Annotated in this window: 19 protein-coding genes and 1 pseudogene; 9 read left to right on the forward strand and 11 right to left on the reverse strand. The window is 42.7% G+C overall.

Translation table 11 applies throughout. The features are described from left to right. Window positions 1–178: 178 nt before the first annotated feature. The gene (fabV, locus tag ACI2J2_RS07805; RefSeq protein ID WP_209632817.1) at window positions 179–1378 is read right to left on the reverse strand and encodes an enoyl-ACP reductase FabV; all 1200 of its coding nucleotides are present in this window, start codon (window positions 1376–1378) and stop codon (window positions 179–181) included. Between the two features lie 219 nt (window positions 1379–1597). Then, window positions 1598–1948 (reverse strand): DUF4377 domain-containing protein, encoded by a 351-nt coding sequence (locus ACI2J2_RS07810; RefSeq protein WP_404759795.1) that lies wholly within the window; start codon window positions 1946–1948, stop codon window positions 1598–1600. A gap of 245 nt (window positions 1949–2193) precedes the next feature. On the opposite strand from ACI2J2_RS07810, the gene ACI2J2_RS07815 reads away from it, so the two are divergent. From ACI2J2_RS07815 to ACI2J2_RS07830, 4 genes are all read left to right on the forward strand, one after another. Further along, window positions 2194–2730: a DUF4136 domain-containing protein gene (locus ACI2J2_RS07815; protein WP_404759796.1), complete on the forward strand. Its 537-nt coding sequence runs from the start codon at window positions 2194–2196 to the stop codon at window positions 2728–2730. Window positions 2731–3230: 500 nt separating this feature from the next. Continuing rightward, on the forward strand, window positions 3231–3437 hold the full coding sequence (locus tag ACI2J2_RS07820; RefSeq protein ID WP_404759797.1) for a hypothetical protein: 207 nt from the start codon (window positions 3231–3233) through the stop codon (window positions 3435–3437). Window positions 3438–3741: 304 nt separating this feature from the next. Then, entirely contained in the window at window positions 3742–4218 is a 477-nt protein-coding gene (locus ACI2J2_RS07825; protein WP_404759798.1) for an SLATT domain-containing protein, read from the forward strand. Then, window positions 4215–4847, forward strand: coding sequence for a hypothetical protein (locus ACI2J2_RS07830; protein WP_404759799.1), 633 nt, complete (start codon window positions 4215–4217; stop codon window positions 4845–4847). Before ACI2J2_RS07825 ends, ACI2J2_RS07830 begins: the two co-directional genes overlap by 4 nt. 539 nt (window positions 4848–5386) lie before the next feature. On the opposite strand, the gene ACI2J2_RS07835 is transcribed toward ACI2J2_RS07830, so the two are convergent. Together ACI2J2_RS07835 and ACI2J2_RS07840 are read right to left on the reverse strand one after the other, a co-directional pair. Beyond that, window positions 5387–6715: an LPD38 domain-containing protein gene (locus ACI2J2_RS07835; protein ID WP_404759800.1), complete on the reverse strand. Its 1329-nt coding sequence runs from the start codon at window positions 6713–6715 to the stop codon at window positions 5387–5389. 285 nt (window positions 6716–7000) lie between these two features. Further along, on the reverse strand, window positions 7001–7225 hold the full coding sequence (locus tag ACI2J2_RS07840) for a hypothetical protein (protein ID WP_404759801.1): 225 nt from the start codon (window positions 7223–7225) through the stop codon (window positions 7001–7003). A 132-nt stretch (window positions 7226–7357) separates the two neighbouring features. Between ACI2J2_RS07840 and ACI2J2_RS07845 the strand changes: the two genes are divergently transcribed. Beyond that, window positions 7358–8002, forward strand: coding sequence for a DUF6338 family protein (locus ACI2J2_RS07845; protein WP_404759802.1), 645 nt, complete (start codon window positions 7358–7360; stop codon window positions 8000–8002). Window positions 8003–8240: 238 nt separating this feature from the next. Beyond that, window positions 8241–8375, forward strand: a complete 135-nt coding sequence (locus tag ACI2J2_RS07850; protein WP_404759803.1) for a hypothetical protein — start codon at window positions 8241–8243, stop codon at window positions 8373–8375. Between the two features lie 182 nt (window positions 8376–8557). On the opposite strand, the gene ACI2J2_RS07855 is transcribed toward ACI2J2_RS07850, so the two are convergent. The 7 genes and pseudogenes from ACI2J2_RS07855 to ACI2J2_RS07885 all read right to left on the reverse strand — a co-directional run. Then, the gene (locus ACI2J2_RS07855) at window positions 8558–8893 is read right to left on the reverse strand and encodes a hypothetical protein (protein WP_404759804.1); all 336 of its coding nucleotides are present in this window, start codon (window positions 8891–8893) and stop codon (window positions 8558–8560) included. A gap of 315 nt (window positions 8894–9208) precedes the next feature. Then, complete coding sequence (locus tag ACI2J2_RS07860) at window positions 9209–9877, reverse strand: hypothetical protein (protein ID WP_404759805.1); 669 nt, start codon at window positions 9875–9877, stop codon at window positions 9209–9211. A 189-nt stretch (window positions 9878–10066) separates the two neighbouring features. Further along, window positions 10067–10522 (reverse strand): hypothetical protein, encoded by a 456-nt coding sequence (locus ACI2J2_RS07865; protein ID WP_404759806.1) that lies wholly within the window; start codon window positions 10520–10522, stop codon window positions 10067–10069. Further along, window positions 10512–10940, reverse strand: a complete 429-nt coding sequence (locus tag ACI2J2_RS07870) for a hypothetical protein (RefSeq protein ID WP_404759807.1) — start codon at window positions 10938–10940, stop codon at window positions 10512–10514. Before ACI2J2_RS07870 ends, ACI2J2_RS07865 begins: the two co-directional genes overlap by 11 nt. Then, window positions 10933–11571 carry a nucleotidyltransferase domain-containing protein gene (locus ACI2J2_RS07875; protein WP_404759808.1) on the reverse strand — a complete coding sequence of 213 codons (639 nt, stop codon included), beginning with the start codon at window positions 11569–11571 and terminating at the stop codon, window positions 10933–10935. Before ACI2J2_RS07875 ends, ACI2J2_RS07870 begins: the two co-directional genes overlap by 8 nt. 13 nt (window positions 11572–11584) lie before the next feature. Next, window positions 11585–12514, reverse strand: coding sequence for an HNH endonuclease (locus ACI2J2_RS07880; RefSeq protein ID WP_404759809.1), 930 nt, complete (start codon window positions 12512–12514; stop codon window positions 11585–11587). A 144-nt stretch (window positions 12515–12658) separates the two neighbouring features. Then, window positions 12659–12811 (reverse strand): annotated as a pseudogene (locus ACI2J2_RS07885) (hypothetical protein); the annotation flags it as partial. Between the two features lie 30 nt (window positions 12812–12841). Here ACI2J2_RS07885 and ACI2J2_RS07890 point away from each other — a divergent pair. The 3 genes from ACI2J2_RS07890 to ACI2J2_RS07900 all read left to right on the forward strand — a co-directional run bounded on the left by ACI2J2_RS07890 (window position 12842) and on the right by ACI2J2_RS07900 (window position 14833). After that, window positions 12842–13288 (forward strand): hypothetical protein, encoded by a 447-nt coding sequence (locus tag ACI2J2_RS07890; RefSeq protein WP_404759810.1) that lies wholly within the window; start codon window positions 12842–12844, stop codon window positions 13286–13288. 1 nt (window position 13289) lies between these two features. Next, a complete protein-coding gene (locus ACI2J2_RS07895) occupies window positions 13290–13712 on the forward strand; it encodes a hypothetical protein (RefSeq protein ID WP_404759811.1) in 423 nt (140 codons plus the stop codon). 554 nt (window positions 13713–14266) lie between these two features. After that, window positions 14267–14833, forward strand: coding sequence for a hypothetical protein (locus ACI2J2_RS07900; RefSeq protein ID WP_404759812.1), 567 nt, complete (start codon window positions 14267–14269; stop codon window positions 14831–14833). Window positions 14834–14962: the final 129 nt, after the last annotated feature.

A 14962-nucleotide genomic window follows, 5' to 3' on the forward strand; every position in this document is an offset into this window, starting at 1 on the left:
GATCCGCATTGATTATAAATACTGTGGGAAAGCGTTAAAACTGAAAATAAACAGAACAACCGATGAAATCTGCCGCACGAACGCCACAGATCACACTCATCCACCGCCAAATACCCCTCAAGGTTTACAAATAAAAAAGCCGGGAAATCTCCCGGCCTTTTCTCAATGCTCGACAGGCTTAGACTAACTCAACCACATCAAACTTAACTTCACCGCTCAGATCAGCGTCGTAATCAACGCCTTGCAGACCAAAACCGAACAGGCGCAGGAACTCAGCCTTATAACCCAGGTAATCGGTCAGTTCATTGATGTTGCTGTCGTTGATCTGTGCCCAGATTTCACGGCAGGTGTTCTGCACGTCGTCGCGCAGTTCCCAGTCGTCCAGACGTAGACGGTGCTGCTCATCGGTATCCGGTGCCGTGCCACTGTACAGCTTGGTGGCGAACAGGCGCTGGATCTGCTCGATGCAACCTTCGTGGATCCCTTGTGCCTTCATGATTTTGAACACAATAGAGATATACAGCGGCATTACCGGGATAGCGGAAGAAGCCTGAGTCACCACTGACTTCAATACGGCAACATAAGCCGCGCCGCCTTTGGCTTTCAGTTTCTGATCGATAGCCTGAGCTGCGCGATCCAGATCTTCTTTTGCTTTACCCAAGGTACCGTGCCAGTAGATTGGCCAGGTCAGGTCAGTACCAATGTAGGAGTAAGCCACTGCCTGCACGTTGTCTGCCAGCACGCCGGCGTCTTCCAGTGCGTCCATCCACAGCTGCCAGTCCTGACCGCCCATCACTTTGACGGTATCAGCAATTTCTTGCTCGTTGGCCGGTTCAACCACGGCTTCAACCAGCACGTCTTTGTTGGTATCCAGTGCTACAGATTTGTACGGTTCGCCGATAGGTTTCAGCGCAGAGCGCACCACTTCACCGGTTTCTGGCATTTTACGCACCGGCGAAGCCAGCGAGTAAACCACCATATCAATCTGGCCCAGGTCCTGTTTGATCAGATCGATAACCGTTTGGCGGCATTCATTGGAGAACGCATCGCCGTTAACGCTCTTCGCGTACAGGCCTTCTTCTTTAGCTGCCTTGTCAAAACCAGCAGAGTTGTACCAACCGGCAGAACCGGTTTTACCTTCACTGCCTGGCTTTTCAAAAAATACGCCGATGGTGGCCGCACCGCTGCCGAATGCGGCATTGATACGTGACGCCAAGCCGTAACCGGTGGAAGCACCGATCACCAGCACTTTTTTCGGCCCGTTTTTCAGTTCGCCACGTGATTTAACGTAGGCGATTTGCTCACGGACATTGGCTTCACAACCTGCCGGATGAGCGGTAGTGCAGATAAAACCACGAATTTTAGGTTTGATAATCATAGTAATTTTTTCTTGGTAGCTAAAAACCGAAGGACAATATACCTGATTTTCTCAATATACTTAAGCTGGGCGCATGACAGAATCGCAACAAGTACAGTGAACAGACCAGTTGCAGCGGTGAAAATCTTACCCCTGTGACAGAAAAATGGGGATAAGCGCGAGGAATTAAGGGTTGGCCTCAAGGCCAGGCAATTGCGCGCCTGGCCCGTTCAAAACCAATCAGGCTTTGTTCTTTTCCAACTGTTCGAGCAGTGTATAACGCAGTGAAGAGGCATCAGCAGGCGGGTTTTCCACCTCCGTCACCTGCACTTTTAGGCGATAGTTGTAGCCAGGTTCAAAAGTAAAACCGTCAATCCCGGTATAGAACAAGCCCCACGGCTCTTGTGCGGAATGACGCACTTGCATGCACTTCATTGGGGCAACGCCCGTACAATTGACCAGCGCGCTGTTAACCAGCAACACTTCCGTATGGTCTCCGTCTTTCTTCACGGGTTGGTTCACTGTCGCTCCCTCCTGGCTGCAGCCAGCCAAACCGGCCAGGGAAACCAATAACAACGCTTTTATTTTCAATGTACTACACCATTAAGTCTTTAGGTGCGGCGATAATAACAAAACGACTGCTACCAACGCCATCAGCGTGTTCCGAATTGCGAATAGGTTGTGTATGTCCACTGACTGTAGTGGAACAAATTAGCAATAGTGAACCTGCTCTCTTTTTGCCTTGTGCCGAAGCAAAAATGACGTCAGTTCGCCATTTGCCAACCGCAGCTTCTGCGTCTAACGTTATGAAATCAATAATCCCAAAGGGGTTTTCTATGCGTTTACTTTCTTATGTTTTCATCGCGAGCTCGATGGCTTTCTTGTCTGGCTGTGCCAGCCAACCTAAAGTGACCAGTGACTACGACCACAGCGCTAACTTCACCCAATATCATACCTACGGTTTTGCCACCGAAAACGCGGGGCAATACCAAACCTTGACCGGCAAATACATTCAAAGCGCGCTTAAACAACAGATGGAGCTGCGCGGTTATCAACCCAGCGCAACCCCTGATTTATGGGTCTACAGCAGCACAATGAAAGAAAACAAAGTGCAGGTGAACGATACTCCCGTGCCGGTTGGCCGCAGAGGTTATGCAGGCTGGGGGGGTTATAATCAAAGCATCTGGAGTTATACCGAAGGTACGCTGACGGTTGATCTGGTGGACAGCAAGAAAAAACAACTGGTTTGGCGCGGTTCAGCCAGCAATACGCTTAGTTCCGACGGACAACCTGCCACCCAGGCCCAGATTCAGCAGGCGGTGACCGCCTTGTTTGCCGTCTATCCTTTTAAGGCCGGAGCGTCTGCCCGCTGATAGTCCTCAATAATACAGAAAGTTTCTGCCAGAACGGCAAGCCCTATTTCGGTCAGTAGGGCTTAATGCATCCAACGCGCGGCCTCACTCCCCTTGCCTACCTCACGCACTGCTTGCCTCTCGGGTATCAGGGTAACGATGCGCTACGCCCATTTCGCGACGGACCGTTGGTAAGACACCATGGCATTAAACCCGCTAGCCAAATTCGGCCAAGGGAGTGACCACAAAGTGACTACAGAGGAAGAAAAAGGGTGTAATACAGTAGAACAGGAGGCGTGATAAGTGGTTGTTTTACTTGTAAGTTACTGTTTTAAAATGATAAACAAAAAAAGACCGAATACGATTCCTAAAGTCGTAAATTATATAATATTCCCTTTAAAATCAATTAAATATATGATTTTCACCTCAAAAAAACAGCTTAACACGCCCCATGCTGGCCCTTAGAGATCATACGTTTACCTGATGTTTCGTTTATATTCGTGGATAATTCGGAAGCAAAAATGACTTCAACAGCCTTCACTATATGCCTTATCCTTGCCGACGTCATGGTGATGATGCACCCGGCGTTCTGTATCCCCTTCCTCATCGCTGCCTACTTGCTTGCAGGCAAGGGACGCATGGATCTGGACAGTAATACCAGCATCATCCTTGGGATCGTTGGTTTTTTACTGTTCTATTCATCTTCGCAGCTACCCATCAAACGCTAAAATGAGGTTACCTTACGTGTCTATTGGAAATTATGAAGCTTATGTTAACTAGTCAAAATACAGCCCTGGAAATCTTAACATAGTTCATCATCGACATTATTAATCATGCTATTAAATAGCTTATTTAAATATAGCTTTATATATTGTCGTGACTTGAACTATCGGTATGTATAAGCAAAAAACGATTAAATCAGACTTTCTGTAAAGAGCGAGGTACAATCGGCAGGCAGGTCATTTTCATTGACATGATTATAACATTATATGTATCTTTATCAGCCCCCCCCCAACTTTCAAATGGTGTTTTGTGCGTACTGAGTACAAGTTAAAGAGCTTAACCGAGCTAGAATCACAGATCGGAGCTCGCATTAAAGAATTCAACCAAAAACGTGGAAAAAACCAAAGAAGAAATCAATTCTACTCTGTAGCACAGATACTTCTTAGCGCCCTAACTACTCTACTAATAGCAATTAATGCTGAAATGTCTATTTTCTGGATCACTGTAATCACGCTTATAGCGAGCTCTTTGGCAAGTATTGCCGGACAGTTACTTAGCAAGTGTATGTATCGAGAAAGATTGGCTATGAATATTTCAACTGTTTGTGCTCTTTACGAACTACGCCATATAATTACCATGGATCAAAAGAAGGAGGAAGATGATAAGGCAAAAAAAATAACACTGGAGACTGTTGATTTATATCAAGAGAAATATCAACAGATTCTGAACTCAGCAAATGGACAGTGGCAACTATACATACAAAAAACAAAAAGTTCAGAAAAATGAAATTTTTTTCCAAAGTTATTACATTGAATAAATTACATATTGTTGAAAATATCATTGGTGCTGTCAATGGTGGCAGCTCACAAGTTGACTATTTCAATATTGGCTCACCAATTGAGAACCCACCTCTTCTCAGAGGGTCAATAGTTATAGATATTAATATGTTGTTCTTGACTGATAATAGTGATTATTTTAAAATGGGCAGCCCAGTTGATACAGGGAGTATTAAATTTGGTTTTCTAAAGCCAAATACTGATAATGATCTTTTCCTGCAAATGCTAAATTGCGATTACGATAAGTTCCTCGCGCTGACTCTGGACCTTTTTAAGTTACCTTTTACTTCTCTAGAAAAACTAAATTGCCATAAAGCTTGCATCACTTTAAAACCTGTCCTTGAAAAATATTTTTCCACTACAGTAGTAGATTTCATGTATCACGAAAAAAACCCCCATGCCTGGCTTTTTGAATTTTGTCTAAATAATGGTTATTTATTTACAGAAAAACATATAAATAAAATGTTCATACCCAATACATATTTATCAAATCCTGTGTTAAAAGAACTAAATAGCTTACTGAAGGATAGAGTTGTTCAATATAATCCAAAGTATGGAATAGAGGGAAGGGAGTATTAATGTCGAATTTTTTTATAGTTGGAGCCTACGAAGATTTTAAACTCAACATTTTCCCTTCGCACATATCCCCCATTATCGCTGAATTTAATATGGGTCAGTATCGGAGATGGGCATACAGAATTGAAATGCCATATAAAATCACCCCTACTCATGCTGTAGGAATATTTTATAGATCACCCTGGGAAATGTTTCCATACATGACTTACAGCCTTGTATCGCCAATTCCATTAAAGGTTAACTCACAAGTAGTTGCAATATCAAAAGACAAATTATTAGTTGATAGTAGCAAAACCACTTTATGTATAAAAATATCTATAGAAGCAATGAAAAATATCAAAAATATCAATTTCCTGCACCGATCACTCCTATCAATCAAGAACTGCTTGAGTTAGATCTTACTTGTTATAGTGACCTGAACCAGAAAATTAAGACGCCCAAACACAGCTAAACTATTTTTATTTTCATTACCGACTGTCTAAATTTGTCTTGCTCAGCTCAACAATCATGTTAGATAAAGTATGAGTTAATGTAACTAAAAATCACTTATTAAAATACGGATTCACCCTCTCGACCGCCTGCTGCACCAGCTTATTACGCTGGGCCATAAAGCGGTCAATTCTTTCCCTCTTCTGCCCTGCCGTCAAAATGCGATCAATACGTACCAGCTCTATCCGGTTATTCAACTGGCGGAGCTCTGTCTGCGTCGCCGTTAACCCCTTCCGTTGTGACAACTTATCCCTGTTTTCCGCCTGCAGCTCTTGAGCATCTTCAATTCGCCCCTGCTTCCGGTAAGAATTAATGGTGCTGTTGATCTGATTTACCTGCGTCATCATCCGGTAGAAGTCCTCACTGAACTGAGTAGACTTCGCCGGGTCGTCACCATAGCCACGCAACAGTGATTTAATCACCGGCATTTCGTCCAGTCGCATAGACGCGGTTTCATCATTATCCTGCATCCCACGCATCATGATATTGGTCGCCCCCATGACATACGCACCGAGGCTACCGGTATATCCCTGAATGATGTGATCCAACATCTTCGGGGATAGGTTTGTGGCTTCACCGATTTCACGCATCAGCAGGCTGGTTTGGTCGTTATATCTGGCACCCGCGATGAGGTTGCTGTCAGCCATATTCTCAATCGGCCCACCTTTGAAGAAGTCGTAATTCACATACGCCTCGGCGATCGGCATTGCTACCTGCTGGATTGGGTTGAAGGCAATTGTCTCCATGAAGTTGTGGGCCACCAGCTTGCCGAATTTACCAGCTGAATCTTGGCCCCCCATGGTGCGAACAAAACGCTCAGGCAGTGTGCCAAACATTAGGCCAATCTCGAACGGTTTCGGCAGACGGATGTGAATACCGCCGGGCAGCCAGGCATGCCAATAGGTGTCTTTATCCCAGTCTGGCAATTCCTCATAGCGTTTGTCGTCCCAATTAAGCGCCAGCAGTGCCAGAGACGCGGCGGTAATCATGCCACCGCGTTTTAGAACCGATTTCGGATCCTCTTTAATCGCCCTACCCAACTTACTCCACCCCTGCATACGGGCGTTAAAGAACGGCAACATGTCACTGAGGTTAATCATGATCTTGCTGGCACCCATCATGCTGAAGTCCATCAGATCACGGGATTCAAACGCTGCCTGCGCCTTACCCTTACCTGATTTAATTGCCGCCTCATACGTAGCCAGACGGTTGGCGTTCTCCGCCGCCTCACTGAGGTGCCGATACTTCTCAAGCCCGGCCCCCAATTTATCCATGACATCCTTGCCACTTTTCACAATGGACGACTCGAACTCTTTGATCTGGCTGTCGGTATACCCTTTACGACGCAGCACGCTACGGATTGAGCGCGCAGTTGCCCGCAACGTGGCTCACTCATGCTCAATCCGTTTGGTTATGTCGGTAATTTCGAAACCTGCCTCGTGGTATTCGATATCACCAATTTGCGCCTGGCTACGCTGCTTCTCCAAAACCTTAATCTCAGATTGCAGCGCCCCAATATTCTTCCGAGTTTGCGCCGTTCGCGGGCCATATCTGCGGAATAATGATGCGAGGTGCGCCACCTGCGCCGGCAGGTTTCGCTCAAGCACAATACTAAGTGCTAACTGACATGCTGCCACCGCGCGCTCAGGATGCGGGCGCTGATGCACCTATTCATTTATCGCTGAGCGCAGCCGCTGCTCGGCCTTAATGTCGTTACGGTACTTCGACATCAGCAGGTCAAGACCAACTGAATGCTGATGCTGTGCGGCGGCGAATGCCCCGAGGATCTGCTCCCTGGTCAGGGAAGCGCGTCCACGGCCTACATTCATTGACTCTGAGCTTACACAGCGCGGATCGTGCATTTTTATGAGTTGTTCTATTGCGTTGGTCATATTGGTCAGTCCTGATATTATGGTGCATAGTCGATTGTATAGTTCATTGCATCAAACACAACACGTACTGCATGCATTGCCATAAATGAAACAAAAGACTTCCTGCGACCGCTATGACTCAAGGATTGTCAAATGGAATCAATTAGCAGTGAAATATTCAACATCCTAAAATATTTACTTCCGGGGTTTGTTACGGCTTGGATCTTCCATGCTTTTACTTCGTATCCGAAACAAGCCCAATTTGAACGAATTATCCAAGCTCTAATATTCACTGTATTTATTCAAGGTGGAGTGGCTGCATTAAAATTCACTTTAATTTACTTAGGTAAATACTATTCGTTTGGCGCTTGGAGTAATAACGTCCATCTCGTTTGGTCATACGCTGTTGCTGTAATTTTCGGTTTCACATTTAGCACATTTGCAAACAATGATCGACTTCACAGCATACTTAGGACGCTGAAAATCACAAAAGAGACTTCCTATCATTGCGAGTGGTTTGGCACATTCAACTGTAATGAGTCTTTTGTAATTATACACTTGAACGATGAGAGAAGAATCTTTGGCTGGCCGACCGAATGGCCATCTGATCCAACCAAGGGGCACCTCGTTTTAATGAATCCAAGCTGGGTGCTGCCTGATGGCTATCAGGATATGCCAACAGTCAAATTGATGATATTTAATGTTTCTGATATTAAATGGGTTGAGTTCCTACAAGACACTCCAGGAGTAGATTATGTCGAGGAAAGCACCGACACCACCACCGTATCAACAAATTGATAAGGGTAAAAATCCGTTACCTCCACAGCAGCGTCGGCCACCGCCTCCACCTGCACCACCACCACCCAAAAAACCTATTGAGGAGTAGAAATGCCGAATATCACTTCAAAACCAATACTCATTACCCCCTCAAGGGATGGATTACCAAATGGTGGTCGAAACCCGTCACCGCCCCCATCAAAAGTTAGGCCGGCACCACCACCACCCCCTCCGGCTAAAAAATAATAAAGGTGACACAATGACTGATGAAAAACGTACTTTTGTTGTTCCAAATAACGTCAAAAGCGACAATTTTGGAATAAACCCGCCGCCTCCATCTAACCAAGCACGGCCTGCACCACCGCCACCGCCGCCAAAAAAACAAGGTAACTAAACACTGTTTACCGAGGAGATAATATGTCTGATAACAAATCAAGACCAGACTGGCAAACTAACGGTCGAAATCCACCGCCACCATTAAATCAGTCAAAACCGGTCCCACCGCCTCCGTCGCCGAAAGATAAAAAATAAAGAGGTCGTTATGTCCAATAAATCAATATCAAGCCACAACCCAAGTCAGACGGTGCCATTAAACGATGGAGTGAATCCACCTCCTACATCCAACCAAACACGTCCAGCCCCACCACCACCTCCTCCATCTTCACCGAAGAAAATCTGAGTCTGGATATTTTTATAATTTATGAGGTCAATTATGTCTAATAAGACAGATCCGTTTTTAAAACAAATTATTGGTGCTGAAGGCAGAAATCCTCCCCCACCTATTAAGGTAAAGAAACCAACTCCGCCACCGCCGCCCCCATCAAAAGACAAAAAATGATGATACTTTAGCTTGGAGGTAAATATGTCCGACAAAGCAAAACCAATTAATAGTGGATTGGCATATGATGGCAAAAATCCGCCACCACCAACAAACTATTCAAAACCAGTTCCGCCACCGCCACCACCTGCAGGCAATAGAAAATAAACGTAAAGCCCAGTTCGTACTGGGCCTTTTTACTATATATTTTTATAAATACTCTAATCACATGTATTACTAAGTCGCATTAATATTTTTCAAATAAGATAAATATCTTTCCGAACGATTCAAAAATTTCTCTATAAAAACAATCACATCACTTAGCCTCTCTATCCCAACATTTGTAAATATAGAGTTTTGGCTATGCGCTATATCATTTCTGATACCCTCAGCCCAGTGTAAATAACCTTCTAATTGTTTTTATTAACATCAAGTTTGCTAAGAAATTCAGGAGAATCTTTGAGCAGAGATTTTTTATCGCAGAACTGTAAGTAATTAACAAGTGTTAACTCGGTGTTTTCACTTTTCCCCTGGGCATATTGTAGGTTCTGACGTGCAGAATCAATACGTTTTTGTGGTATAGAATTAACCCAACGCTCTTCGGGACAGAAATGCGCAACCCAAAAGTTCAAATGCATCTCAAGCAGAGATATCATCCCAAAAATGAATATCCTAACAGGTGGTTTGTTTAGATCCGCTCTAGTTATAATATATGATATGTTACTTCCGTAATTTACGAACAGTGTTTTTCTTTCCTTAAGTTCGTGAACTATGTCAGCTATTGGAGTTGAGTCAGAAATTAATAAACCAACATTTATTTCTTTGGTTTTTTCAGATATTAACCCATCTTTTAGCTCATCTCTATTTATGTACCCAATGCTCCTTTCATTAACATCTATCACGCCGGCACTATCAAAGTCCAATTCAATAAGAGCTCTTCTGACATCATCTGCATGATCTGTTAACCTGCAAGCATGTAGAGGTTCACAAATCGCCTTTGCTGTAACTGAGTCTATAAAGATACTTTTCAATGACTCGAAATCAGTACCATTTCTTCGCTTCCCTGTCACATCAGACACCCATAATTAACATCCCATCTTATCACTTACTCCTCTTTTATTTTAATGATTCAACTTTGGAAACAAGATTCCGACAAATCACTCCTTTCATTATCCCATCTACCCATCTACCCATCTACCCATCTACCCATCTACCCATCTACCCATTTTTTTATAAAAGGCAATAATATCTCAACACTAAAATTTAAATTAAAACAACATACTAACCAAGATCAGTAATCCAAATGAAAACAGCACCAAGTAAGGACTCCAAATCAACAATCTATTAATAGAAATCAATTTAACCAAATCACTTAATTTAGTTTCCGAAATGTCAATTCTAATTCCATTTTCAGGAGGGACAAAATCGTCCTCTAATAGAATGCAATTAATTGAATTCTCAATTTCATGAGACCTTCTTATCATTTTGTACTCAATCACCCTTATAAGTAATTCTATTATTAAAGTAGGGGCAAGAACAAATATAGCAATTAAAACAATCACTGGTTCGTTTTTTTGGTATGCATAAGATACTAGAGCGGACCAGATTGCAATACCCCACATCCTTACTTTCCAGGCTGACTCTGAGTTATTTTTTGCAATACTTTGTGTTAACTCCCATGCCTTCAATAGTACATCTTTTCTTTCTTTATTTTCATTTGTCATGATCACTCCTTGAGAGCAGATAGTTCTTAAGGACTTTATGTTTTTCTTGATTACACTGCAAAGAAAGAATCGAAATTACAAGACTGGAAACTTCTTTATTATAAAAATGCAATAACTCATCATCATCAACAGTATATCCCAACCTCGAAATAATATGATAACTCCTCAGAACCTTTCTTAATCCTTTAAAAATATCATGATTACCATCAAATGTTTTTACCTCACTCATTCTAATACGTAGTTCATCAAAGTTGGTAAACCGATCATTTAAAAACTCCTTAGCAATACTTTCAATTAATACATCCAGTATACATTTAAACCTTTTTTTCATTTCGTTTGCGTGCTTCAATGGTTCATCACTTTCATCCAGCTCATGATATAACACGGATAAAGCACTGCACATAGAATTATTAATCATAGTCCCTCACAAACTCAAACGCCTCGGTTAATATATCCCCGGCAATACTCGAAGCCGGATCCACTCTGATATTATCTATGGAAAGGCCTCTATAAAAAACGTCATAACACCCTCTCAACACACTTAATCTTTTGTATTCCTTAGCATTCCTACACACCATCTTAAGTGATGTATTTTTATCAAACTCATAAATAGAATCACTGGCCAATTTAAATATACAGAAATTTTTAATTATCGGGTAAAAATTCGCCATTGCCGACATGTAATAATTGGAGAACAAATTGATATCGCTATATACAGAAGCATCAAGCCTAACTCTGCCTATCTCTGAATCAAATTCTCTTTTAACCTTAAACCCTTTACTCACCCTCGCCCATTCATTTTCATCCCCATACATTAGCTTTCCTTCGTTAAATACATGGAATAGGAAAAGACTCCCATTTAAATAATATTTATTGAACGTGATTGTATTATAGCAAACATAATTTACAACCAGATCCGGAAGTGCTGAAAAATCAATATATTGTGAAGCTTGGTTTTCATCTATATTCAAAAGTAATATGTCGATATCACTGTTAGAGTTATGAGTCTCTCTAGAGACAGAACCGAATAAAATTGCAAACTTATCCATTCCCATATAGACCTCAAAATTTATAGTGTGCTCTATGCCAATCTAAATAATCATGCGAACATTTTGAAACCGTTACTTTATCCACACCAGTAAGCCCAAGTATTGACATAGCATTAACCACTTCTCGGTCAGCCTTTACCATTAAAATCCCATCATTTGTGAAGCTTATATATCCCTTATCAAATAAAGCATCAACATGAGGAGCCAACATAATTCCATTATTGGGATCCAACCTTTCTTTGTTATTACATTCTCTCCAGGGTTTTATATGACTTGCTATTAGCAATTGTGGCATTGAAACACCGGTAACAGGGCATGCCGGATAAAGCTTTAAGACTTCCTGCCTAAAAAAACCTTGCCCTATACGCGCTTTCACAAGTGCTTCTTTCATTGTTTCTGGTAATTCTTTTGTACTCAGTATTTCAAGGATATCTTTCTCAATCTCCTCAAACTCAGTAAAGTCGTCAATTGAAATCAAATCTTTCCTGTCACAGAGCCCCAGTAATAATTCACCTAGTTCATTATCTAACTTAGCCAAATAGCAACTTTCGTTACCATTACCATCTTTTTGCAATGGAGAATGCTTATGCGGTAAAAGAGGTTGAATTTGTTCAATAAATTGCTTTGGCCTGATCGGTACTTGCAGTCTTTCAAATTGAATATCAATCCGCCAGCCGTCTCTTAGCCAAACGCCATCTGAATCTCTGAACTCATCAGATTTCTCAAAGTCATATGCAGAAGACAATGCTTTACCCACGGCCCCTAATTTAAGGTTCGCATACGAGAATATAAGATCACCAGGTTTAACCTCAGTGAGGTTTAAGTAAGTTTGGTTTTTATGACCATTAACCTTCGTTTTCGGGGCCCAAATGAATCCTTCACTAATTTCTACCTTTTCAGTTTTTTTGTGATTAACCCAGAAAAACTGCTGCTCACTATCCATACCAACACTCTATCCTTTGCGTGTTTTTAGGATAAATTACCTTTTAGTGACTTCAGTTTCAATTGAGAATCCAGGTACTACTTATCATTCCGTGTATAAACCCCCTCAATTGATTGCATTGATAATAATGAACAACATTAATTATTATATTATAAATAAATTCCGGCCTAGCCATATGCCTATTGTCCGATGCAACCCATAGAATAAAAACTCATTTAGTTCACCTGGACGCCAGTCGTAAGGTATACGTCCGTCGATGGCATCGTGACAACTGGAACACCCGAAAACAGCCCAATAATCATCGCTCTTATATCAGATGACCGCGATGTGCAGTTGCAGATCCTGCAGGACATCGATTGGCACATTGAGGTCAGAACCAACACCGGGATCTGCGTCATCGCCTCAGTAACTGAATGGTGCCGGCCGCGTTACCCAACATTGGACGTTTTCAAGCAGGCTTGGCCGGAAGAACTTGGCTCAGCGATTTGCAACCGTATCAGCGAGCGACTCGAGCGCAGCCACCCTCACCTTGTCCTGCGTACCGACTGGGCTGAAGGTATCCCGCTCAGTTCTCTACCGCAGCTAAAACCCCAATGGCTGGATCTGCTGAATGCCTCCGGCCTCAATTCACTTTATGCCGTCGTCAGCCTCACCCCGGAAGAACTATCGGAAACCGTTAAAGGCTTCGGTATTGCTACCGCGCGCCAGGTGCACGCCGCCTGCATGAAAACGGTGAAAGAGTGGGAATCCGAAGAAAAGCAGAAGGCGGCCTGAGATGGATGAAGAGCTGAACTACGGCAAAATTTACAAGCCCGAAGACGATAAGTGCTGCTATATCGCGGTGATCATCTGGCGAATGCGCGCCCGCTCCGCGATCCGCAGCGGCATGCCATACCAACATGAGCCCAAGCCCATATATCAGGGTAACGGTCTGCCGCCGGCCAAACGCAAACTCGATTCGGTGAACATCGGTGTGCGCCAACGCTACTCATCAACGGTAATGCTGGCCGTTTACCAGTTCCACCGCGCAGGACACAACGTGCACACGATATCCGGCGATACCGGTATCCCTGTACCTGACATCCGCAAAATGCTGGAGCACAAAACGCAGACACAGCGCAAAGCGTGGATGCTTGCCCACCAGATCCGGATCCCGTCGAAGCAAGAGATCCTGAGCCGCCTTTCCCGCGAAGTTTAACTCTTATGGAGGTCAAGCAGGGCTTGCCGGGAAGTTTGGCAGCATGTGGCCGAAGCCAATATGCCGGGCGCAATAAAATCACTGCCATTTTCACTCCTGGCAAACGAACTTATCTCAAGAATAAACCCGTATTTCCTTTACTAACTACCCTCTCGCCGCATATCAGCGCGCCTAAGGATCCCTATGTACGGACTTTTTTTCCTGCTCTGCCTGAACGGGCAGCCTGAGTGCTACCGCTTTGAAGGTGTGGTGTACCCAGACGAGGTGAACTGTCATCTTGATATCGAAGACCAGAAGCTTCCCGCGGCGGATTATACCTGTCAGCCTGTCGATCCTATGGTTCTTATGTTGAAGTCCTAGAGAGCAATCAGATCATTTGTTTCGGCCGGCATTAAATAACAAGCAGCCACATTTTCACTGTTCAAGAATGATGAAGATCTGAATAGTTAGTTTGATTGGCAATTTAATGCTACTTTTGTATGGATTTAATTATGGAAACTGTCGTATATGTTGATATAGTCTATGTGATACATACGTCATCTAAAGGATAACACATGTATAATACAAGCCCTCATCCTAACGACCATGATTATCGCGCTGTAATTATAATCGACTCAAATGCATGGAATTTTTTATTTTCAAGCCAAATAGATTTAAACTCGGAATACCTTTCCGAATTTAAATTTATAGTGACATTAGAAATACATAGGGAAATGCTTGAATTATCTAAAAAAAACGAAAAGGAGTCATTATATTCCTATTACATACATCAAATAGGATTTTTGGAAAAACCAATTGCATATTTTGGCTTCCATGATCCTGATATCCCCGATGATGAACAAAGAGTTGCGGGTTTTGGTGAGGGCGGATTTTCATCCATTCATGAAAGTGAATTCCTAGAGGAAAACAAAAAATTGATAAAAAACAGTAAAAGAGGAGTTTACTATGGCAACGAGGCAGATTTATTCATAGCATCAAGAGCCAATGGGAAGCAGTTCATACTAACGGAAGACAACAAAAAAAACGGACCACTTTCAAAGGTAAGTAATATTATTAACGTATCACAATCAAAACCTATGACAATGAATGAATTCAAAGCCACCCTTGATGATAAAACATAATTCCATACCAATAGTGAATCTCATCATAATATATAACCGGCATAGATATAGCATTAGATATTATCTATCCAATAAAAAGTAACAATTCCAGCATCATTAATAAAACAGATATGTTATATCTATTAGGAA

Origin of the sequence: Serratia sp. NPDC087055 (assembly GCF_044900985.1) — a bacterium.
In the GTDB taxonomy this organism is placed as follows: domain Bacteria; phylum Pseudomonadota; class Gammaproteobacteria; order Enterobacterales; family Enterobacteriaceae; genus Serratia.